Origin of the sequence: Pseudarthrobacter sp. O4 (assembly GCF_050157025.1) — a bacterium.
Classification (GTDB): Bacteria; Actinomycetota; Actinomycetes; order Actinomycetales; family Micrococcaceae; genus Arthrobacter.
Genome location: NZ_CP189591.1, coordinates 1,038,170 through 1,059,648, shown reverse-complemented (window position 1 = coordinate 1,059,648; position 21,479 = coordinate 1,038,170). Strand labels below are relative to the sequence as shown.

Genomic DNA, 21,479 nt, shown 5'->3' with positions numbered 1-21,479 from the left:
AGTCGATAAGCTAAAGGCATGACTTCCGAAGCCCTTATTGCCCCCGTCATCCGCGCCGATGGCCGCACCCCCGACCAACTCCGGCCGATTAGCATCACCCGCGGCTGGTCCAAGCAGGCCGAAGGCTCGGCCCTGATCGAATTCGGCAACACCCGGGTGCTGTGCACGGCTTCCCTGACCCAAGGCGTCCCTCGCTGGCTCAAGGGCGAGGGCCGGGGCTGGGTCACGGCCGAGTACGCCATGCTGCCCCGCGCCACCAACACCCGCTCGGACCGCGAGTCCGTCAAGGGCAAGATCGGTGGCCGCACCCACGAGATCTCCCGGCTGATCGGACGCTCGCTGCGCTCCATCATCGACACCAAGGCCCTGGGCGAGATCACGATCGTGCTGGACTGTGATGTCCTGCAGGCCGACGGCGGCACGCGCACCGCCGCCATCACCGGCGCGTACGTGGCCCTCGCGGAGGCCATCCGCTTTGCCCGCGAGAACAAGATGCTCGCCCGCAACGCCGAGCCCCTGATCGACACCATCGCCGCCGTCTCCGTCGGCATCATCGACGGCATCCCGATGCTGGACCTGCCGTACGTCGAGGACGTCCGGGCCGAGACCGACATGAACGTCGTGGTCACGGGCTCCGGCAAGTTCGTGGAGGTCCAGGGCACGGCCGAGGGTGCCCCGTTCGACCGCGACGAGCTGAACAAGCTGCTGGACCTGGCACTGCTGGGCACCGAACAGCTCGCCGCCATCCAGCGCGAAACGCTGGCGGAAGCCCCGTGACAGCAAGTCCTGACCAACCGGGGCAGGCGCCGGTTCTGGTGCTGGCCACGCACAACAAGGGCAAGCTGCGCGAGCTCCGCGAACTGCTGCGCGGCCAGGTGCCCGGGCTCGACGTCGACACCCAGGTGGTGGATGCCGGCGCCGTCGGAGCCCCCGACGTCGCCGAGACCGGCGTGACCTTCGCCGAAAACTCGCTGCTGAAGGCGCGTGCCGTGGCGCAGGCCACCGGACTCGTGGCGATCGCCGACGACTCCGGGCTCGCCGTGGACGTGCTCGGCGGCGCGCCGGGCATCTTCTCGGCCCGCTGGTCCGGCCGGCACGGGGACGACGCCGCCAACCTGCGGCTGCTGCTCGCCCAGCTGGCCGATGTGCCGGACGAGTACCGGGGCGCCGCGTTCGTCTGCGCGGCGGCGCTGGCCGTGCCCGGATCCTCCCCCGAGGAGGTCCGCGAGGTCGTGGAGTACGGGCAGCTGGAAGGGACGCTGCTGCGCGCGCCCCGGGGTGCCGGCGGGTTCGGGTACGATCCGGTGCTCCAGCCGAGCGGCCTGGACCGCAGCTGCGCGGAACTGAGCCCCGAGGAGAAGAACGCCATCAGCCACCGCGGCCAGGCCTTCCGGGCGCTGCTCCCGGCAATCGTGGAGGCGCTGGCCGGGAAGTAGCCTGGCCACGGCAGTGCGCTACGGGGTCTTGCGTTCTTCTTCGGGCTCGTGCTCTTCGATGAACCCTTCCACGGGATCCGTGCCGTACTTTTCGGCCTGGCGCTTGGCGATGAAGCCGCGGATCACTTCGATGCCGATCGGGATGACGGACACCAGCACAATGGCTATGAAAATGATGTCCAGGTTCTCGCGGACCCACGGCACCTTGTCGCCGAGCAGGTAGCCCAGCAGGGTGACGCCGCCGCCCCAGAGCACGGCGCCGATGACGTTGAACAGGAGGAACTTGCGCTTGCTCATCTGGGCGACGCCCACGATCACCGGGACGAAGGTCCGGATGATCGGCACAAAGCGGGCCAGGATCAGGGCCTTGCCGCCGTGCTTCTCAAAAAAGGCGTGGGCGCTCTCGACGTTCTCGCGCTTGAAGAGCTTGGAATCGGGCTTGTTGAAGATGGCCGGGCCGGCCTTTGAACCGATCAGGTAGCCGGCCTGGTTGCCGATGATGGCGGACACGATGATCAGGGCCGCGAAGGCCCAGATGTTGAATTTGATCGTGTCTGTCGCGACGAGGAGTCCGGCAGTGAACAGCATCGAGTCGCCCGGCAGGAAAAAGCCGACGAGCAGGCCCGTTTCGGCGAAGATGATGCCGCAGACCAGCAGCACAACCCAGGGCGCGAGGGCCGGATCGGCCAGGAAGACCTGCGGGTTGAGCCAGTCGGGAAGGAGCGAGGAAAGGTGTGGCTGTACCGGACCGGCCCCGCCGATCGTGGACACGGCAAAGTCGCTGATAGCTAAAAGGTTCACCCGTCAAGCCTACTGGACGGCCGCCGTCGGGCGTTGCGCCGGCGTTCTGCAGGCGCCGGCGGCCGGGGCGACGGGCCAGCGGTCGATGCGGGCGGGAGGGCCGGCGGGCGGTAAAGTCGGGGCGTGGGTTTGGACTTTACGGCGATCGACTTTGAGACCGCGAACGGCTTCCGCGGTTCACCGTGCGCCGTTGGCCTGAGCAAAGTCCGCGGCGGCGTCGTGGTCGAGGAAGCTTCCTGGCTGATGCGGCCGCCGGAAAACCACGACCGCTTCGACCACCACAACGTCCGGATCCACGGCATCCGTCCGGAGCAGGTGGCCGGGCTTCCGCGCTTCGGCGAGTTGTTCCCGGAGATCGGCGCCTTCATCGGCGGCGACGTGCTCGCGGCCCACAACGCCGCCTTCGATCTCGGCGTGATCCGCTCCGGACTGGAAGTCTCCGGGCTGCCGGGCCCCGCCTACGACTACGTCTGCACCGTGATGCTGTCCCGGCGTTGCTACTCGCTGGTGTCCAACTCCCTGCCCTACGCGGCCGAGGAAGCCGGCGTCCCGCTGGTCAACCACCACGACGCCGCCGAGGATGCCCGCGCCTGCGCCGGCATCCTGATTGACATCGCCGCCCGGAACGGCGCCGGCAGCATCGCGGAACTCTACCTGTCCCTGGGCCTGACCGTGTCCCGCCAGCCGGCCTTCGACCCGTTGCGGGACCCGCTGTCAAAGCCCAGCCAGTCGGCCCTCGAGGCGCTTGCCGCCGGACAGGGCCTGGTTCCCGTGATTCGGCCCTTCCAGGCCGGCTGGCCCGAAGAAGGCGCCAACCCGCTCCCGAACGCCGCGGCAGAACCTGGCCACCCGCTGTTCGGCCAGACCGTGGTGTTCACCGGCGAACTGGCGATACCCCGGCCGGAAGCGAAGAACCGCTCCGCCGAGCTGGGAGCCAGGCCCGAGAGCCGGGTCACTGCCCGCACCACCGTCCTGGTGGTGGGGGACGGCTTCGTGGCCGCCGACCTGCGCTCCGGACGGATCACCGGCAAGGCCCGGCGGGTCCTGGAACTGCACGAGCGGGGCCAGCGGATCGAAGTCCTCTCCGAAGGCGAATTCCTGCAGATGGTCGGAGGCCACGTGGCCCCAGCGACGATCGGCTGACGCCGCCGTCGGGGATGGCGGGAAGCGTCATGCGGCGCAACAATCATTTCGCCCGGGCTGCGGCTATATCTAGCCTTGGGTGATGAGCAAACCGACCGGGACCCCGGCTGCTACACCGACGACTGCAGCTTCCGCGACCGCCGTTGCCGCACAGACCGGGATCGACTGGGGACAAGTCTTCGCGTTCCCCAACCCGGTGAATGAGTACTCCGCCCGCATCACGGCCGGACTCGTGGTGCTGCTCTCCGTGGTGACCTTGCTGACCGGCTTCGGCTGGGGACTGGCAGTGATCGCCGTCGGCTTCTGGCTGCGCCTGGGGTTCGGCCCGCGGATCTCGCCGTTCGGGATCCTCTCGGTCAAGGTCCTGACGCCGTTGCTGGGGAAGACCCGGCTGGTTCCCGGGCCGCCGAAGCGCTTCGCGCAGGGGATCGGTGCCGCCCTGTCCACCGCGGCCGCCATCCTGCTGGCCGCCGGCCTGGCGCCGGCCGCCTGGATCCTGCTGGGCCTCCTGATTGTGGCCGCTTCGCTGGAATCCTTCGTCGGCTTCTGCCTCGGCTGCGCCATCTTTGGCATCCTGCAGCGCCGCGGCCTGATCCCCGACGACGTGTGCGAGGCCTGCAACAACATCCCGCTCCGGCGCGCCTAGACACATTCACCATAGACGCCGCAGGCATCAGCCGGGTAGCATGCCGCGTCCGTGCGTCCGTGCGTCCGTGCGTCGGTGCGACCGGCGCCGGGTCAGGGGCCGGTGGCTGCTGCCAGCCGCGAGGCCATGCCCCGGATGACGTCCGGGGCTTCCAATGCCTCAAGCCACGCTTCCGGCAGACACTCCTCGCCGTAGAACGCGCCCAGGATGTTCCCGGCAATCGACGCCGTGGAATCGCTGTCCCCGCTGTGGTTCACCGCGAGGGCGATCGCCGCGCGGAAGTGGGCCTCCGGGCGGCCGGCGGCCGCCGCCGTCGGGTCCGGCTCGCTTTGATAAGGCTCGCTTTGATAAGGCTCGGTGGGATCAGGTGCGGTGGCGAGCACAGCGTAGAGTGCGACGGCGAGTGCCTCCTCGGCCACCCAGCCTGCGCCGAGTTCCCGGACCAGCTCCTCGGGGTCCAGGAGTTTCCCGGCCCCGGCCAGGCGCACGGCCGCTTCGAGCCGGGCGATGAGGTCCGGATCAGGTTTTTCACCCTTGCGCAGGTGACCTGCGTCCAGCTGTCCCAGCGCGAAGTCGGCGGCTTCACGGAGGCCCTGGCCGGCGGTCAGGGCATGGATGACCAGGCTGAAAACGCCGGCGCTCTGCCGCGCCGCGGGGTGCCCATGGGTCAATGAGGCGGCATCGGCACTGAGCTTGTAGACGGCCTCGGCGCCGATGTAGGGGACCAGGCCGAACGGCGCCGAGCGCATCACCGTGCCGCAGCCCTTGGACTCCGGATTGACCGGCCGGTAGAACGTTCCCATCTCACCGGTGGCCAGACCGCTCAGGCACGCGTTTCCGGGGGCGCGGCGGTGCTTGAGGACCTCGTGCGAATCGATCCAGCGGGGAGGCTGGAACGGGGCCGCTTCCGGAACCGGGACGCCCTGGGTGCCGAGCCAACGCAGGTACGCGAGCCACAGGCAGGCATTGGTGTCCGCGCCCACGCCCGAGTTCGCCCATTCCAGCGACTCCAGCAGCCCGTCCACGGTGTAGAGCGTGAGCTGGGTGTCGTCGGAGAAGTGGCTGCCGCCGTCGAGCGCTGAAAAGTCCTGCAGCCCTTCGGGGCCGAACTTCGCACGGATGGTGGAGATGTCGTCGAACTCGACGGCGTAGCCGAGTGAATCACCGAGGGCGCCGCCCAGCAGGCAGCCGTGGATGCGGGATTCCTGGGTCGGGGCGGGTGGCGGGGCGGGGGCCGCTGCGGGGGTGGTGCGGGGCTCGTTGCTCATGACTTCCAATTTTACCCGCCCGGAGGTATTGCAATCAGGCAACAGGGGACAGGCCCTCCGCCGCCGGGCCGGCGGAGGCGGACCCCCGCCGCGATTGCGCTGGGACGTTAGGCCGAGGACGTTAAGCCCAGGTCCAGGCAACGTCCAGACTCCGCTGGCAGACTGCTCGCAGACCATACTCCCGGACGCCGGCTTGCCGCGCGCCGGGCAGCGTGCGGGCTGCAGGCCCGCAGACCGCACCGCAGACCCCAAGCGAAGGACTTCCTGAACATGAGCACGCCGTCAGCCCCCGAGCCGGCCGCCACCCCTGAGGATCCGCGGCGGCCCCGGCTGCTGGCCAGGGTGTCCGCCGAGGCCCTCGGGACCTTGTTCGTGGTGGTTGCCGGCCTGGGCGTTCCGCTGTTCACCATTCCGCAGTCGAACCCGCTCTCCGCCTCCCTGGCGGCGGGCCTGGCCGTCACCGCGTCGATGCTGGCCTTCGGCTACCTCTCCGGCGGCCACTTCAACCCCGCCGTCACCGTGGGCAACGCCGTCGCCGGCCGCATCCGCCTCACGGACGCCGCGGCCTATCTGGGCGGCCAGCTGCTCGGCGCGCTGCTCGGTGTTGTCACGCTGTTCGGCATCCTGCGCACCATCCCCAAGATCAGCGACACCCGGGCCGCGTTTGACACCGTCACCGCAGGGTTCGGTGGGCACTCCATCATCCAGGCCCCGATGGCCGGCGCCCTGCTGGTGGAGGTCCTCGGCGCCGCCCTGCTGGTGGCGGTCTACCTCGGCACCGCCTCGGGGCGGAACCCGTCCCGGGCAGCGGCATCGTTCGCAGTCGGCCTGACCATGGCCGTGCTGCTGCAGCTCGGCCAGGCAATCGGCAACACCCCCTTCAATCCGGCCCGCGCCACCGCCTCGGCGATCTTCAGCAACGCGGACGCACTCGGCCAGCTGTGGCTGTTCTGGGTGGCTCCGCTGGTGGGCGCGGCCCTCGCGGGACTGGTCTTCCGCGGCTTCGCGCAGGCCACGCGGCCCGCCATGGCGTCGGTGCCGGACACGGCACCGGAGCCGGACACGGCGCCGGAGCCGGAAAGCGACGACGACGACGAGCTGGACACCGGGGACGCCGACATCACTGAGCCGGGCGGCACGGCTGCCCGGCCGCGCACGGCCAAGGCCCGTACCACTGGCCGCACCGCCGGGGTGGGGACCGCGGATGTGGAGGGCGGCGACGACGCGCGTGACTTCTTCGACGGCAAGCGCGGAAATCGCGGCGAGCGCGGCGAGTAGTCCCCATCCGGAGCGGTGGCGCAATACTGTCGGTGGCAGCCGATACCGTAGGAACATGCGGTTATTGCACACCTCGGACTGGCATTTGGGCCGGTCGTTCCATGGCGTCGGGATGCTTGACGGCCAGCGCGCGTTCATCGACCAGCTCGTCAATTTCGTGCAGGATGAATCGGTCGACGTCGTCCTCATCGCCGGCGACGTGTACGACCGCGCCCTGCCCGGGGTGGACGTGGTCGGCCTCCTCGACGACGCCCTCGTGCGCCTGACCGGTGCCGGCGCCCAGGTGGTGCTGACCAGCGGCAACCACGATTCCGCCATCCGGCTAGGCTTCGCTTCCCGGCTGCTGGAACGCGGCGGAGTGCACCTTCGCACGCGCCTGGCCGAGCTGGACAAACCCGTGCTGTTCCCGCTCGACGGCGCCGACGACGCCACGGGGCCCGTGCTGGCTGTCTACGGCATTCCCTGGCTGGAGCCGCGGCTCGTGGCCGGGCAATTGGGGGTCGAGACCGCCAGCCACTTCGAGGTGACGCGGGCCGCCACCGCCCGCATCCGGACCGATCTCGCCGCCCGGGCCGGGACCCGGACCGTGCATTCGGTGGTCCTGGCGCACACCTTCGCGAGCGGCGGCATTAGCTCGGACAGCGAACGGGACCTGAGCATCGGCGGCGTGGGCGCCGTCCCGCTGGACCTCTTCGACGGCTTCGGCTACACGGCGCTGGGCCACCTGCACGGCCGGCAGGAACTGTCCTCCGCCGTGCGCTACTCCGGGTCGCCGCTCGCCTACTCCTTCTCCGAGGCAAAGGACAGGAAGGGCAGCTGGCTCGTCGAGGTGGAGGCCGCCGGAATCGGCGAAATCCGCGAAGTGCTCTGGGAGCCGCCGCGGGCCCTGGCGGTGCTGCGCGGCAAACTGGACGAACTTCTCTCCGCCGAAGGCCTCGCCTGGGCCGAAACCGCCTACTGCCAGACCACCCTGACCGACGCGCAGCGCCCGGCTCAGGCCATGGAGCGGCTGCGTGCCCGCTTCCCCGACACCCTGGTGCTGGGGTTCGACCCGGAGGGCGCCGGCGCCGCCGCCAGGACCAGCTACAGCAGCAGGCTTGCCGACGCCGAGGACGACCTCTCCATCTGCTGCGGCTTCCTCGAGCACGTCCGCGGCCGTGGGGCCGACGACGCCGAATCCGCCGTCCTCGCCGAAGCCCTGGAAAACGTGCGCCTGGAAGGAACATCCCTGTGAGGATCCACCGACTCGAAATCTCCGCCTTCGGCCCGTTCGCCGGAACCGAACACATCGATTTCGACCGCCTCAGCACGCACGGGCTGTTCCTCCTGAACGGCCCTACCGGCGCCGGAAAGACCAGCGTCCTGGACGCCATCTGCTTCGCGCTCTACGGCTCGGTGCCCGGCGCCCGCCAAGACGGCAAACGGCTGCGCAGCGACCACGCCGAGGCCGCCGCCGAGCCCCGCGTCACCTGTGAGTTCTCCGCCCGGGGCCGGCACTTCGAAGTCTCGCGCTCTCCCGCCTGGGACAAGCCCAGCGCCCGCGGCAGAAACGGTTTCACCGTGCAGCAGGCCAACACGCTGCTCCGCGAGCGTGTCAACGGCGAATGGATCGAAAAATCGGGCCGCAACGACGAGGCCGGCGCCGAGATCGCGGACATTCTGGGGATGAAGCGGGAACAGTTCACCCGGGTGGTCATGCTCCCGCAGGGCGACTTCGCGGCCTTTCTCCGGTCCAAGCCGACGGACCGCCTCGAGCTGCTCCAGAGCCTGTTCGGCACCCAACGCTTCGAGTCCGTGGAGCAGGAACTCACCCGGCAGGCGAAGGACGCCGGCACCGAGGTCGCCAGCCTCAACAGCCGGCTTGACCTGCTCCTTGCCCAGGCCGAGGCGGAGACGGCGGCCCTCGAGCTCTGCACCGCGGAAGCGCCGGACCGGGCCGATCCCGACTCGCTCCTGGCCTGGCTCGAGGCCAATGCCGCCTCAGCGGCGGCAGAGCGCCAGGCGGCCGCAGCCCTGGCCGAACGGCTGCGCGCCGAACACACGGCCCAACTGGACGCAGCCACCGCCCGCGCCGCCCGCCACACGAAACTCACCGCCGCAGAACGCCGCCGGGCCGAAGCAGAGTCCGCCGCCCCGCTGCTGACGGTCAAGATCGAGAAGCTCGGCCTGCACCGCAAGGCGGAAGTGCTCGGCGGACAGCTGCAGGCCGTGGAAAGTGCCGAAGCGGCCGAGAAGCTCGCAGCCGCGGCCATGACCGGTGCGGCCGCAGAACTGCGCACCGCGGCCCTCACCGACCCCGAGTTGTCCTCCCTCCGGGGCGGAGCCACGGACAATCCCGAGGGTGCCGGCCGTACCCCCGGCCGCGGTCTCAGCGGCAGTCTCGCCGGCGGGCTCATCGACGGGCTCATCGACAGTGCAGGCCTGCGGACCTCCCTTGCGGGTCTCCGGTCTGTCCGGGCGGTGCTGGAGGAACGGCTGCCCGACGAGGGCAGGCTTTCCGGGCTGGAGACCCGTACCACCCAGCTGCGCACGACGCTGCAGCAACTGGAAGCAGGACGCCGCGCCGGCGCTTTGGCTCTGCAGGCGCTCCGGGCTGAATCCGACGCCTTGCTCGCCGGACTGCGCCCGCTCGAAGAGCTCGCGGCAGAACTCCAACTGCGCAGCAAGGAAGCCGACGCCGCCGAGGAACTTGTCCTTATGGTCGGGCGCTACGCCGCCGCCATGGCTGCCTGCGGCGCGGTCACGGAACGCCACCGCCTCGCGCGGGACGAGCACCAGGACCGGCGCCAGCGCTGGCTTGATCTCCGCGAGGAACGGCTCGCCAACGCCGCCGCCGAGCTCGCGTCCCAGCTGCAGCCCGGCATCCCCTGCGCAGTCTGCGGCAGCCCCGAACACCCGGCCCCCGCCCCGGCCGCAGCCTCCGCCCTGGCCGTCGCCGAAGCGGAACAGGCGGCGCAGGACGCGTGCGAGGCCGCCGAAACAACCCTGGCCGCGCTCGAACGCGAACTGGCCGACGCCCAGCAGGAAGTTGCCGTACTGGCGGCCCAGGGTGGCAACACGGCGCCCGAAGACGCCCGGTTCGAGGCCGCGCTGGCCACGGAACGCGCGGCCGCGGCAGGACGCGCGGCACAGGAGCTTTCAACAAGCCGGGCCCGGCAGACGGAGCTCGAAGAAGAAATCACCGCCGCCGAAGCGGCACTGGTGGCCGCCGCCTCCGGGACGGCCCAGACAGAATCCATGATCGCCGAAGTCCAAGAACAGGCGGACGCCCTCGAACTCGCGCTCGATAAACGGCGTGCCGGGCATGCCACCCTGGCGGAGCGCATCACCGCGCTCAAAGGGACCGCGGCCATCCTTGAGCGGGCGGAGGAGGCACGGAGTAGGCTGGAACAGGCCGAGACCCGCACCGGGGAGGCCCGGACGCAGCTGGAGCAGGCACTGCCGGCGTCCGGTTTCGAGTCCGCGGAGGCGGCCCGGGCCGTCATGCTCCCTGCGGGCGATGCGGCAGGCCTCGAAGCCTCCATCCGGGCGACCCAGGACGAGGCTGCCCGGATCGAGGAACTCTTCGCCGGCGAGGAACTGGCGCTCGCCGTCCGTGAGCTGGAATCCGGCGGCCCCGTCGGGGAAGAGGCCCTGGCAGAGCTCCGCTCCGGCGCAGCCACCGCGGAATTCGCTACACGGCAGGCAGTTCTCGCCTCGGGTCTCGCGGAGAAGTCTCTGCAGACGGTGGGGCGGATTGCCGCCGCCTATGCGGAGCTTGCCGCCGCAGGCCGGGAGCCGCGCGAGCGGGCGGCACTGCTGAACGCCGTCGCCGACGCGGCCCGCGGTGCGGGGGACAACAACTACCGGATGAGCCTGAACAGCTATGTGCTCGCGGCCCGGCTCGAACAGGTGGCTGTCACCGCCTCGGAACGGCTGATCGGCATGAGCGATGGCCGCTACACCCTGCAGCACACAGACGCCAAGGCAGCCCGGGGGGCCAAATCTGGGCTTGGCCTGGAGGTCGTGGACCAGTGGACCGGGCAGCGCCGCGACACTGCGACGCTCTCCGGAGGCGAGTCGTTCATGGCCTCGCTCGCGCTGGCGCTCGGGCTGGCGGACGTGGTCCAGCAGGAGTCCGGCGGCGTGGACATCGAGACCCTCTTCGTGGACGAGGGCTTCGGCAGCCTCGACGAACAGGCCCTGGAACAGGTGATGGACGCCCTCGAAGGGCTCCGGGACGGCGGCCGGGTGGTCGGGCTCGTGAGTCACGTGGCGGAGATGAAGCAGCGCATCAGCACCCAGCTGCAGGTGGTCAAGCAACGCAACGGCTCCACCCTCCACATCTCCGACGACGCCCAGCTCTAAGGACCTCCCAGCTCTAGGACCTCCGGCTCGGCTATAATCGGAGGGTTACCGGGTTGCGCGCATCGGGAGGAGGGACGATGCGCACCATTGAACGAACCCGGAATCATGAACCCTTCAACGTTTTCCACGAGGCCTATGTCCACAGCGCCAAAGTCCACAGCGCCAGCTCCCGAAGCCGCCCTTTACTCTGAGCCCGCGCCTGTGTCCGCGCCCCGCACCGGCCGCTTCGCCCGGCTCCCGCTGCTGGCAGGCCGCAGCTTCATCCCGCTGGGACTCTTTGCCCGGCTTCCCCTCGCCATGCTGACCGTCGGCGCCCTCACCCTGGTCACGGCCGTGACCGGTTCCTATGCAGTCGGCGGTGTATCGGCCGGCGCGGTCGGCATCGGCTCCGCGCTGGGCGCTCCCGTTCTCGGCGCGCTGGCAGACCGGCTGGGCCAGCGCCCGGTGCTGGTGTTTGCCGCGGTCTTCAACACCGTCGCCGTCATCGCGCTGATCCTTGCCGCGTACCTGATCCCCGACGGACAGGAGATGGCCACGGCCGTCCCCGTGCTTGCGGCCGCGTTCGTGGCCGGCGCGAGCTGCCCGCAGGTCGGCCCGCTGGCCCGGGTCCGTTGGATGGCCCTGACCTCCCGGGGCGGACGCGAAGCCAACACCGCGGACCTGGACACGGCCCTCTCCTACGAAGGCACCGCCGACGAACTGACCTTCGTGTTGGGCCCGGCGCTGGTCGGGATCCTGGCCAGCCTGATCGCGCCCTGGCTGCCGCTGGCCCTCGCCGCCGCGCTCACGATCACCCTGGTCCCCGCGTTCGCCGTGCACCCCACCCACCACGCGGTCATCCGGACGCCGGCGCGCACCCCGGCCGCTTCGGCACTTGAGAAACAGCGCCGCAGCGCCATGCCGGTCCGCCAGCGGGTGGGGGCCTTCGCCGCCGTCGCCCTTCCCGTGCTGGCGATGGTCTGCATGGGCACTTTCTTTGGCTCGACGCAGTCCTCGCTGAGTTCCTTCTCCGCCAGTTTTGCCACCTCCGAACTGGCCGGGCTGCTGTACGCGGTGATGGGCCTGAGCTCGGCCGTGACCGCGCTCTCGGTCGCCTACTGGCCCCAGCGGTTCACGGCCAATGCCCGCTGGCTGGCCTGCGCGGCGCTCATGGCCGGCATCGCCTTGCTGTTGCTGCTGCCCTCGACGGCGCTGCCCATGATCCTCGTGCTGCTGGTCCTGGGGCTGCCCGTGGGCCCGCTCATGGTCACCGTCTTCGCGATTGGCGGAATCGTCGCCCCGGCCGGCAAGCTCGGCACGGTCATGACGGCGCTGGCCAGCGGCATCGTCGCCGGCACCGCGCTGGGATCCTCCATTGCCGGGCCGCTGGCTCAAAATTACGGCTACTCCACGGCCTTCCTCGTGCCAGTCTGCGCCGCCTCGGCGCTGTTCCTGCTGGGAGCGGCAGCCGCCGTCGTCCTGCACAGCAAGAGGACGACGGCGGTCCCGGCCTAGCATCCCCGACCCCGGGTTGCGCTATCACCTGTGGTCGCTCCGGGGCCCTCAGAGCGACGTGGAGCGATAGCGCATCGGGGGGACGGCGCTAGAGCTGGGCGCCGAGCTTGAAGCCGCGCTCCTCGCCCGGCTCGCGGGTGTAGGCGAAGCCGTCGGCGCCGACGGTCACGGCCATCTCGCTGCTCTCGGTCCGGATCACGAGCGGCTGCGGATTGCCGTCGAGGTCCAGGACCAGCGAGGCCTCGGTGTACCAGCTCGGGACCACGGGGTTGCCCCACCAGTCGCGGCGCTGGTTGTCGTGCACGTCCCAGGTGATGGTCGGGTTGTCCGGGTCGCCGGTGTAGTAGTCCTGCGTGTAGATCTCGATCCGGTGGCCGTCCGGATCCAGGATGTACAGGTAGAAGGCGTTGGACACGCCGTGCCGCCCGGGGCCGCGCTCGATCCGGTCCGAGATGCGCAGGGCGCCCATCTTGTCGCAGATCTGGATGATGTTGTGCTTCTCGTGGGTAGAGAAGGCGATGTGGTGAAGCCGCGGGCCGTCGCCGCCGGTCAGCGCAGTGTCGTGGACGGTCTGCTTGCGGTGCAGCCAGGCCGCGTAGGTCACGCCGTCGGAGTCCTTGATGTCCTCGGAGACGCGGAAGCCGAGGTCCTCCAGGTACTTGCGGCCGCGCGGGACGTCGGGGGTGACCTGGTTGAAGTGGTCCAGCCGGACGAGCTCGCCGGCGCTGTAGATGTCGTAGCGCTGGGTGAGGCGTTCCACGTGCTCCACCTCGTAGAAGAACTCGTAGGGGAACCCCAGCGGGTCCTCGACCCGCACGGAGTCGCCGATGCCCTTCGTGAAGCCGTCCTTGCGGCGCTCGGTGCGGCAGCCCAGTTCCTTGTAGTAGGCCTCCGCGGCGTCCACCTCGGCAGGGGACTTCACCCGGTAGGCGAACGCGGCGGCAGCCGGTACCGGCCCCTTGCGCAGGACCAGGTTGTGGTGGATGAACTCCTCGAAGGAACGCAGGTAGATGGCGTCCGCGTCCTCGTAGGTGACGTGCAGGCCGAGCAGGTCCACGTAAAACGCGCGCGACTTTTCCAGGTCGGTGACCACGAGGTCCATGTAGGCGCAGCGGACGATGTCCGGTGCCGGGACGGTGGGGGTGATGATGTCATTGGCCATGGCCGGGACTCCTCATTGAGTGGTGGCGAAGCAGGTGGCGGGCAGGTGGCAGCCAGCAGGCAGGCGGTTGCGCTAGCGCGGGGCCGAAGCCCCGAATTTCGGCGTGTGGACGCTGCCCAGGGTGATGTGGACCGCCTGCTGGTCGGTGTAGAAATCGATCGAGCGGTAGCCGCCCTCGTGGCCGAGGCCCGAGGCCTTGACGCCGCCGAACGGGGTGCGGAGGTCCCGGACGTTGTGGCTGTTGAGCCAGACCATGCCGGCCTCCAGGCTGTGGGAGAAGTTGTGCGCCCGGGTCAGGTCGTTGGTCCAGACATAGGCGGCCAGACCGTACCTGGTGTTGTTCGCCAGCGCCAGCGCCTCGGCGTCGTCCTCGAACGGCGTGATCGCGACGACGGGCCCGAAGATCTCCTCCTGGAAGATCCGGGCGTCCGGCTTGACGTCGGCGAAGACCGTCGGGGCGATGTAGTTGCCTTCGGGCAGGCCTTCGGGCCGTCCGCCGCCGGCCAGCAGGCGGCCTTCGGTCTTCCCGATCTCCACGTACTTGGCGACCTTCTCGTAGTGCTCGGGATGCACCAGCGCGCCGACCTCGGTGGCAGGATCGTGCGGGTCGCCCACCACGATGTTCCGGGCCCGCGCCGCGTACTTCTCGCAGAACTCCTCGTAGATGTCCCGGTGCACCAGGATCCGGGAGCCGGCCGTGCAGCGCTCGCCGTTGAGCGAGAACACCCCGAACAGGGTGGAATCGATCGCGGCGTCCAGATCGGCGTCGGCGAAAATAATGGCCGGGCTCTTGCCGCCGAGTTCCATGGAGAGTCCCTTGAGGTTCTCCGCGGCGTTGCGGAAGATCGTTTTTCCGGTGGTGGTTTCGCCGGTGAAGGAGATCAGCGGCACATCGGGGTGCTTCACGAGCGCGTCGCCGGCTTCCTCGCCGAGGCCGTTGACCAGGTTGAAGACGCCGTCCGGCAGCCCGGCATCCTTGAAGATCTTCGCCCACAGGGATGCCGAGAGCGGCGTGAACTCGGCCGGCTTGAGCACCACGCAGTTGCCCGTGGCCAGCGCCGGGGCCAGCTTCCAGGACTCCAGCATGAACGGGGTGTTCCACGGCGTGATCAGGCCCGCGACGCCGATCGGCTTGCGGTTGGCGTAGTTGATCTGCGCGCCCGGAACCTTCATGGCGTCGTCGAACTGGGCCACGATGAGGTCGGCGAAGAACCGGAAGTTTTCCGCCGCCCGCAGCGCCTGGCCCTTGGCCTGGGTGATGGGCAGCCCGGTGTCAAAGGTTTCCAGCTGGGCCAGCCGCGTCTCCTGCGCCTCGACGGCGTCCGCGATCCGGTTCAGCACGCGGGCGCGTTCGCGCGGCTTCATCTTCGGCCACGGCCCGGTGGTGAAGGCCTTGCGGGCGGCGGCGACGGCGAGATCGATGTCCTCCTTCTGCCCGGCTGCGGCGGTGGCGTACGTTTCGTTGGACACCGGGTCCAGGACGTCGAAGGTCTTGCCGCTGACGGAGTCGACGAACTCGCCGTCGATGTAGTGGCGGATCCGCGTGGGCAGATCGTCCGGAACGTAGTGCTCGGCCATGGGAATCATCCTTTGTTTCTGCGTGGAATTCTGCGTGGAATTCGGGTGGGAGGGTGTTACTGAGTGATCCGGAAGGCGTCGACGGGGGTGAGGTAGTCCCGGCCCGCTTCCATCAGTTCGTTGATCTTCTTCAGCCCGGCTTCGGTGGGCGTGATGAGCGGCGGCCGCACATAGCCGGAGGTGATCAGGCCGGCCTCGGCCATCAGCCACTTGCTGGGGGCCGGGTTGGTCTCGACGAAGAGCAGATCCACCAGCGGGTGCACGCCGTAGTGGATCCTGCGGGCGGTCTCGAAGTCGCCCTCGATCCAGGCCTTGTACATGTCCGCGGATGCCTTCGGCGCGATGTTGGCCAGCGCGGAGATGAAGCCGACCCCGCCGATCGCCATCAGCGGCAGGCAGAGCAGCTCGATCCCTGACCACACCAGCAGGTCCCTGCCGGCGAGGTGCATCACACGGGAGAAGTGCTCGAAGTCCTTGGTGGTCTCCTTGATCCCGACGATGTTCTCGAAATCCCGGAACAGCCGCGCCACCGTCTCCGGGGCCATGTCCACTGCCGTGCGGGAGGGCACGTTGTAGATCACGAACGGCATCTGCGGGAACTCGGTGGCGATCGTGGCGTACCAGCGGTACAGCGCCTCCTGCGTGGGACGGGAGTAGTACGGCGTGATGATCATCGACGCGTCAGCACCGGCGTCGACGGCGGCCTGCGTCAGTTCCAGCGTTTCGGCCAGTTTCGCGGTGCCGGTGCCCGCCATGAACGGGACGCGGTCGCCGATCGCGGCGGCGGTGACGCGGATGGCTTCGGCGCGCTCCTCGACCGACTGGGCGCTGGGTTCGCCCGTGGAGCCGCCGATCGTGATCCCGGAGGAACCGCTGGCGATCTGCCATTCGACCATGTTGCGCAGGCTGGCATAGTCCACGTCCCCGGCCTCGGTGAACGGGGTGAACATCGCGGCGAGGGAGCCCTTGAGGTGCAGTTGGGGATCGGAACGGAACTTCATCGTTTCTTCCTTATCGTTCGGTGTGTCCGGCGGCGGGCCGGGAGTGGTGTCATTCGGGAATGCAGTCAGGACAGGGCAGGTGCCGAGTCCGTGCGGCTGTGGGCAAGGTAGGCGTCCAGGGTGGCGGCGCGGTGGGCGCGGGCGGCGCGTTCGACGTCGTCCGCCGGAGCGCCGGTCTCGAGCAGCACCAGCAGGGCCTCGTGTTCCGCCACGGATTCCTTGGCACGGCCCGGAACGTAGCTGAAGGTGGAGGATCTCAGGGCCTGGAGCCGGTTCCAGCCACGGTGCACAAGGTCCAGGATGTGCGGGTTCGGGCAGTGCTCGAAGAGGACGCTGTGGAAGTCCCGGTTCAGGCTCGTGAACCGGACCGGGTCAAAGTTCTCGAGGCAATCGCGCATCAGGGCGTTGACGGTGCGGGCCCGGGCGATGTCCTCGGCGGAGATCAGCGGGGCGGAGAGCGCCGTGGCAGCACCCTCCACGATGCTCAACGTCTGCATGGTGTAGAGGTACTCCGTGGGCTCGATCCCGGCCACCGTGGCGCCGACGTTCCGCTCAAACACGACGAAGCTTTCCGCCTCCAGCCGGCGGATGGCTTCGCGGACCGGCACCACGCTGACGCCGAGGTCCTCGGCGATCTTGGCCAGCACGAGGCGGTAACCGGGGGAGTACTCGCCGCTGAGGATGCTGGCCTTGATCGCGGCGTAGGCCTGTTCCGATTTGCTGGCCGCTGCAGGGATGGTCACCGCGCTGGTCACCGCCCGTCACGCTCCCGGGCGGCGGACCATTCGCGGTATTTTTCCTGCCACTGCGCATTCATCGGGTACAGCCCGTCCACGCTGTGTCCGGCCGCGACCATCCCCGCGATGTAGGCCTCCTCGGCCTCCTGGACCAGAGAGTCGCTGGCCACCTCCTCGGCGAGGGCCGGCGGGATCACGAGGATGCCATCGGCGTCACCCACGATGATGTCGCCGGGCTGCACCGTGGCACCGCCGCAGGAAATCGTCAGGTCAATGTCCCAGGGGATATGGCGCCTGCCAAGGACGGCGGGGTGCGCGTTGGCGAAGTAGGTGGGCATCTCCAGGGCGCCGACGGCGGTGACGTCACGGACGCCGCCGTCGGTGATGATGGCCACGGCCCCGTTGACCTCGGCGCGGAGGGCGAGGATGTCCCCGACCGTACCCGTGCCCTTCTCGCCCCGGGCCTCCATCACCAGGATCTCGCCGTCCCGCAGGGAGTCGATGGCGCGCTTCTGGGCGTTGAAGCCGCCGCCGTGGGACTTGAACAGGTCCTCGCGGTTGGGGACGTACCGCAGCGTGCGGGCGACGCCGACGACCTTCCGGTCCGGGCGGGTGGAGTGCAGGCCGTCGATGCTGACATTGTTGAGTCCGCGCTTGCGCAGCTGGGAACTCAGGGTGGCGGTTCCGACGGATTCCAGTTTGGCCCTGAGCTCCGGGCTGAGCGCGGGCTGCGCGGCCGTTGCGGGGGCAGGGGTTCCGTAGGCCTCGGCGCGCTGGGTGTCATCGCTGCGGGGCCGGGCGCCGAAGCCGGCGAGCGGAACCGTGCCCTGGACCACCCTGGTGGCGAGCCGCCCGGTGCTGAGGGCGGACTCCGGGGCATCGACTTCGACCTCCATCACGTCTCCCGGCTGGGCCACCGAGGCCCCGGCAGGAGTCCCGGTGAGGATGATGTCACCGGGTTCGAGGGTGAGCAGCTGGGACAGGTCCGCGACCAGCCGGGCGAACGGAAAGAGCAGGGTGCCGGTGGTGTCCTCCTGGACCAGCGTGCCGTTCAGCCAGGTACGGATCCGCAGCCCGGCCGGGTCCACGTCGCGGGCGGAGAGCAGTGCCGGGCCCACGGGGGTGAAACCGTCGCCGCCCTTGGACCGCAGGTTCGAGCCCTTGTCCGCGTAGCGGAGATCGTAGACGCCGAGATCGTTGGAGGCCGTGACGGCGCCGACATGGTTCCAGGCGTCCCCGGGGGAGACCCGGCGGGCCCGGGTGCCGATCACCAGCGCCACCTCCCCTTCGAACGCCAGGAGTTCGCAGCCCTCGGGCCGTTCGACGGTGCCGCCGCTGAAGCTCAGCGAGGAGGAGGGCTTCAGGAAGTAGGAGGGCTGCTCCGGCGTCCGGCCGCGCTGGGCGGCGCGGCTGGGGTAGTTGATGTGGACGGCGATGACCTTGCCCGCGGCATCAAGGGTGTCCTGCGAAAGCTGCTCCATCGCATCTCCTCATTGAGTATGAAATCGTATACGATACAAACTGCCCGAGAGCGGGCGGCTTGTCAAGCATCTTCTGTTACGGCGCCCGGAGGCGTCAGCCCAGCTGGCCCTCGATGCGCCCGGCGCTCGCGGTCAGAGCCGCGGCAACCTCCTCCGGGTTCTGGGATGAGCGGATGTAGACGACGGCGAGGGCTGCCGGCCGTCCGCCCGGCACCCGGATCGGCACGGCGAGCGACGATACCCCGGCTATCACCTCGTCATGGCTGGTGGCGTAGCCCCGGCGGCGGGCCTCGGCGGCTTCGGCGCGGTAGGGGACCCCGGGCGCGGCGGCGTTCCATTCCTGCTCGGAGTGTGCCGACTGTATGGCGATGCCGGGGGCGCCGGCGCTGATCGGATGCCGGGAGCCGGGGTGCTGGACCACGGTGGCCCCCGTATGCCGCGGATCGACCGTGACGAGCGTGACGCAGTCCTCGTGGTCCCAGACCGCCACGAAGGCACTCATGGTCAGTGCGTTGGCAAGCTGGGTCAGCTCCGGCAGGGCCGCCGTCTGCAGGCTGCGCGATACCCCCCTGGCCAGCACGGCAAGCCCGGGACCGGGCTGGACCCGGCCGCCGTCGTCGCGCACCAGCAGGGAGTGGTCCTCCAGGGTGCGCAGGATGCGGTAGGCCACGGAGCGGTGGACGCCCATGGCGTCGGCGAGTTCGGCGATGGTCAGCGGCCGCTGGGCCTCGGCGAGGATCTCAAGCGCCCGGATGCCGCGGGACAGCGTCTGGGAGGGGGAGGCCTGGGCGCTGCCGGCGTTCGGGGTCATGGTGTCCATCCTAGGGGCGGGCTGTCGCGGTGCCGGGGACGCCGTGAGCAGACCCTTGTGTTCCCGGTCACAGTGCGCTAGCGTTCTATATGGGAACTATGAGTTCGATTATAGAACAAAGTATAGAAACAAATCTGATTCTGGAACAGCCCCTTCGGGAACAGTCCACCGAAACCACCATCACCAAGAATTAAAGGGATCAATGATGATTGCCAAGCCTCGGGCCGAAGCCGCTCCGGATCTTCCGGGCCGGATCTCCGCGCCCCGTCTCCATCATTTCCGCGGCAGCCTGGGGCGGTTCGCTACCGGCGTCGCGATCGTCACGTTCGACGGCGTCACGAAGCGCCACGGCATCACGGTGAACTCCTTCACTTCGGTCTCCATGGACCCGCCGCTGGTGCTGGTGAGCATCGCCCGGACCACCAAGGCGCACGACGAACTCGCCGGCCGGCCCTTCACCGTGAACATCCTCGGCGCCGAACAGCGTCAGCTGGCCATGCACTTCGCTGGGCGTCCCGGCCCCGAACCTCTTTGGGTGGAAGGCGAAACGGCGCCTCGGCTCTCCAATGTCCTCGCGCATTTCGAATGCAAGCCCTGGGCGGCGTACGACGGCGGCGACCACACCCTCTACATCGGCGAGGTGGTGGATTTCAACTACCGCAACGGCGATGCCCTGGCCTTCGCCAACAGCACCTTCACCACCATCCCGGAAAGCCAGCTGGGCATGGAAGATCTGCTCTAAGACCTCACCGCTCAAAGACACCGCTCAAAGACGACTGGAGAAACAAAAATGGGTATCCGTACCGGACAGCAGTACCTGGACAAGCTCAACTCAATGACGCCGCACGTGGTGATCGACGGCGAGGTGGTCAGCGAAAAGATCGCCGAGCACCCGGCATTCCGCAATGTGGCGCGCTCCTACGCGAAGCTCTTCGACATGCAGCATGATCCGCAGTACCAGGAGGCGCTGACCTACACCTCGCCCACCACCGGCGATCTGGTGAATGCCTCGTTCCTGGTGCCGAAGACCATCGAGGATCTCAAGCACCGGCGCCGCGCCATCTCCACCTGGGCCGAGTCCTCCAACGGCTTCCTGGGCCGCTCGGGCGACTACATGAACTCCTCTCTCACCGCACTCAGCACGGCCGAGAAGTGGTTCTCCCAGGCCGACCCCAAGTTCGCCGAGAACATCCGCAAGTACTACGAGTGGGCCCGCGAAAACGACGTCCTCGCCACGCACACCCTGATCCCGCCGCAGGTCAACCGATCGGTGTCCGGCTCCGAACAGCTCGGCGGCCAGCTCTCGGCCCGGATTGTTGAGGAGCGCGAGGACGGTATTGTCATCCGCGGTGCCCGCATGCTCGCCACCATCGCCCCGATCGCGGACGAGCTGCTGGTCTTCCCTTCCACCGTGCTCCGCGGAACCCCGGAGGATGCCCCGTACTCGTATGCGTTCGCCATCCCGAACGACGCGCCGGGCCTGCGCTACCTCTGCCGCACCTCGCTGTACAACGGCGGCAGCACCCACGACGAGCCGCTGGCCTCGCGCTACGAGGAGATGGACGCCGTCGCGATCTTCGACAACGTGTTCGTGCCCAGCGAGCGAATCTTCATGCTCGGCAACCCGCAGCTGTGCAACGGCTTCTACGCCGAAACCGGCGCCGGCGCGCTCATGACGCACCAGGTGGTCACCCGCACCATCGCCAAGAGCGAGTTCTTCCTGGGCCTGGCCTCCGAGCTGGCCGATTCGATCGGCATCGACGGCTTCCAGCACATCCAGGAGGATATCGCGGAGCTAATCGTCGACGTCGAAATCGGCAAGGCGCTGGTCCGCGCCTCGGAGGCCGACGCCGAGCTGAACGAGGCGGGTGTCATGCTGCCGAAGTGGTCAACGCTGAACGCGGCCCGCAACTGGTACCCGAAGATCGCCCAGCGCTTCCCGCAGATCATCCGGAAGTTCTCCGCCTCGGGCCTCATGGCGCTGCCCGGCGAGGCGGACGTCAACAGCGAGGCCCGGGCGGACATCGAGCTGTACCTGCAGGGCAAGACCCTCACCGGACCCGAGCGTGTCCGGCTGTTCAAGCTGGCCTTCGACGCCTCGATTTCCGGGTTCTCCGGCCGCCAGTCGCTGTACGAGTACTTCTTCTTCGGTGACCCGGTCCGGATGGCCGGTGCCCTGGTGAACAGCTACGACCGCGAACCCGTCCGGGCCAGGGTCCGCGAACTGCTCAACCGCGAGGACTGACACAGCCGCCCTTCCACCGCCGGCCGCGGGGCAGGGGTCAGGGCGCGGAGT

Annotated in this window: 18 protein-coding genes; 10 read left to right on the top strand and 8 right to left on the bottom strand. The window is 69.1% G+C overall.

Going from position 1 to position 21,479, the window contains the following annotated elements; genetic code table 11:
* Positions 1-18 precede the first annotated feature (18 nt).
* Together rph and rdgB are read left to right on the top strand one after the other, a co-directional pair.
* Entirely contained in the window at positions 19-777 is a 759-nt protein-coding gene (rph, locus tag ACQCSU_RS04755; protein ID WP_426978547.1) for a ribonuclease PH, read from the top strand.
* Positions 774-1,436, top strand: a complete 663-nt coding sequence (gene rdgB / locus ACQCSU_RS04750; protein WP_426978545.1) for an RdgB/HAM1 family non-canonical purine NTP pyrophosphatase — start codon at positions 774-776, stop codon at positions 1,434-1,436. The genes rph and rdgB overlap by 4 nt, the downstream gene beginning before the upstream one ends.
* Positions 1,437-1,454: 18 nt before the next feature.
* Here the strand turns inward: rdgB and ACQCSU_RS04745 are convergent, their stop codons facing one another.
* Positions 1,455-2,222, bottom strand: coding sequence for a VTT domain-containing protein (locus ACQCSU_RS04745; protein ID WP_426979715.1), 768 nt, complete (start codon positions 2,220-2,222; stop codon positions 1,455-1,457).
* Between the two features lie 138 nt (positions 2,223-2,360).
* Between ACQCSU_RS04745 and ACQCSU_RS04740 the strand changes: the two genes are divergently transcribed.
* Both ACQCSU_RS04740 and ACQCSU_RS04735 read left to right on the top strand, forming a co-directional pair.
* Entirely contained in the window at positions 2,361-3,380 is a 1,020-nt protein-coding gene (locus ACQCSU_RS04740) for an exonuclease domain-containing protein (RefSeq protein ID WP_426978544.1), read from the top strand.
* Positions 3,381-3,462: 82 nt separating this feature from the next.
* Positions 3,463-4,026, top strand: a complete 564-nt coding sequence (locus tag ACQCSU_RS04735; RefSeq protein ID WP_426978542.1) for a DUF4395 domain-containing protein — start codon at positions 3,463-3,465, stop codon at positions 4,024-4,026.
* A 92-nt stretch (positions 4,027-4,118) separates the two neighbouring features.
* On the opposite strand, the gene ACQCSU_RS04730 is transcribed toward ACQCSU_RS04735, so the two are convergent.
* A complete protein-coding gene (locus tag ACQCSU_RS04730) occupies positions 4,119-5,294 on the bottom strand; it encodes an ADP-ribosylglycohydrolase family protein (protein WP_426978541.1) in 1,176 nt (391 codons plus the stop codon).
* Between the two features lie 270 nt (positions 5,295-5,564).
* On the opposite strand from ACQCSU_RS04730, the gene ACQCSU_RS04725 reads away from it, so the two are divergent.
* From ACQCSU_RS04725 to ACQCSU_RS04710, 4 genes are all read left to right on the top strand, one after another.
* Positions 5,565-6,572 (top strand): MIP/aquaporin family protein, encoded by a 1,008-nt coding sequence (locus ACQCSU_RS04725; protein ID WP_426978539.1) that lies wholly within the window; start codon positions 5,565-5,567, stop codon positions 6,570-6,572.
* A gap of 55 nt (positions 6,573-6,627) precedes the next feature.
* The gene (locus ACQCSU_RS04720; RefSeq protein ID WP_426978538.1) at positions 6,628-7,806 is read left to right on the top strand and encodes an exonuclease SbcCD subunit D; all 1,179 of its coding nucleotides are present in this window, start codon (positions 6,628-6,630) and stop codon (positions 7,804-7,806) included.
* Positions 7,803-10,919, top strand: coding sequence for an AAA family ATPase (locus tag ACQCSU_RS04715; protein ID WP_426978536.1), 3,117 nt, complete (start codon positions 7,803-7,805; stop codon positions 10,917-10,919). Before ACQCSU_RS04720 ends, ACQCSU_RS04715 begins: the two co-directional genes overlap by 4 nt.
* 105 nt (positions 10,920-11,024) lie before the next feature.
* Positions 11,025-12,413, top strand: a complete 1,389-nt coding sequence (locus ACQCSU_RS04710; protein WP_426978534.1) for an MFS transporter — start codon at positions 11,025-11,027, stop codon at positions 12,411-12,413.
* An 88-nt stretch (positions 12,414-12,501) separates the two neighbouring features.
* Here ACQCSU_RS04710 and hpaD read toward each other — a convergent pair whose 3' ends face one another.
* From hpaD to ACQCSU_RS04680, 6 genes are all read right to left on the bottom strand, one after another.
* Positions 12,502-13,575: a 3,4-dihydroxyphenylacetate 2,3-dioxygenase gene (hpaD, locus tag ACQCSU_RS04705; RefSeq protein ID WP_426978533.1), complete on the bottom strand. Its 1,074-nt coding sequence runs from the start codon at positions 13,573-13,575 to the stop codon at positions 12,502-12,504.
* A 72-nt stretch (positions 13,576-13,647) separates the two neighbouring features.
* The gene (gene hpaE, locus ACQCSU_RS04700) at positions 13,648-15,153 is read right to left on the bottom strand and encodes a 5-carboxymethyl-2-hydroxymuconate semialdehyde dehydrogenase (RefSeq protein ID WP_426978532.1); all 1,506 of its coding nucleotides are present in this window, start codon (positions 15,151-15,153) and stop codon (positions 13,648-13,650) included.
* A 56-nt stretch (positions 15,154-15,209) separates the two neighbouring features.
* A complete protein-coding gene (gene dapA / locus ACQCSU_RS04695) occupies positions 15,210-16,154 on the bottom strand; it encodes a 4-hydroxy-tetrahydrodipicolinate synthase (protein ID WP_426978530.1) in 945 nt (314 codons plus the stop codon).
* A gap of 65 nt (positions 16,155-16,219) precedes the next feature.
* Positions 16,220-16,897 carry a GntR family transcriptional regulator gene (locus tag ACQCSU_RS04690; protein WP_426978528.1) on the bottom strand — a complete coding sequence of 226 codons (678 nt, stop codon included), beginning with the start codon at positions 16,895-16,897 and terminating at the stop codon, positions 16,220-16,222.
* A gap of 8 nt (positions 16,898-16,905) precedes the next feature.
* Positions 16,906-18,372, bottom strand: coding sequence for a fumarylacetoacetate hydrolase family protein (locus ACQCSU_RS04685; protein WP_426978526.1), 1,467 nt, complete (start codon positions 18,370-18,372; stop codon positions 16,906-16,908).
* 94 nt (positions 18,373-18,466) lie between these two features.
* On the bottom strand, positions 18,467-19,183 hold the full coding sequence (locus ACQCSU_RS04680; protein ID WP_426978525.1) for an IclR family transcriptional regulator: 717 nt from the start codon (positions 19,181-19,183) through the stop codon (positions 18,467-18,469).
* 202 nt (positions 19,184-19,385) lie between these two features.
* Here ACQCSU_RS04680 and ACQCSU_RS04675 point away from each other — a divergent pair, with 202 nt between their 5' ends.
* Together ACQCSU_RS04675 and hpaB are read left to right on the top strand one after the other, a co-directional pair.
* On the top strand, positions 19,386-19,925 hold the full coding sequence (locus ACQCSU_RS04675) for a flavin reductase family protein (RefSeq protein ID WP_426978524.1): 540 nt from the start codon (positions 19,386-19,388) through the stop codon (positions 19,923-19,925).
* Positions 19,926-19,973: 48 nt separating this feature from the next.
* Complete coding sequence (gene hpaB, locus ACQCSU_RS04670) at positions 19,974-21,428, top strand: 4-hydroxyphenylacetate 3-monooxygenase, oxygenase component (protein WP_426978523.1); 1,455 nt, start codon at positions 19,974-19,976, stop codon at positions 21,426-21,428.
* The last annotated feature ends 51 nt before the right edge of the window (positions 21,429-21,479 follow it).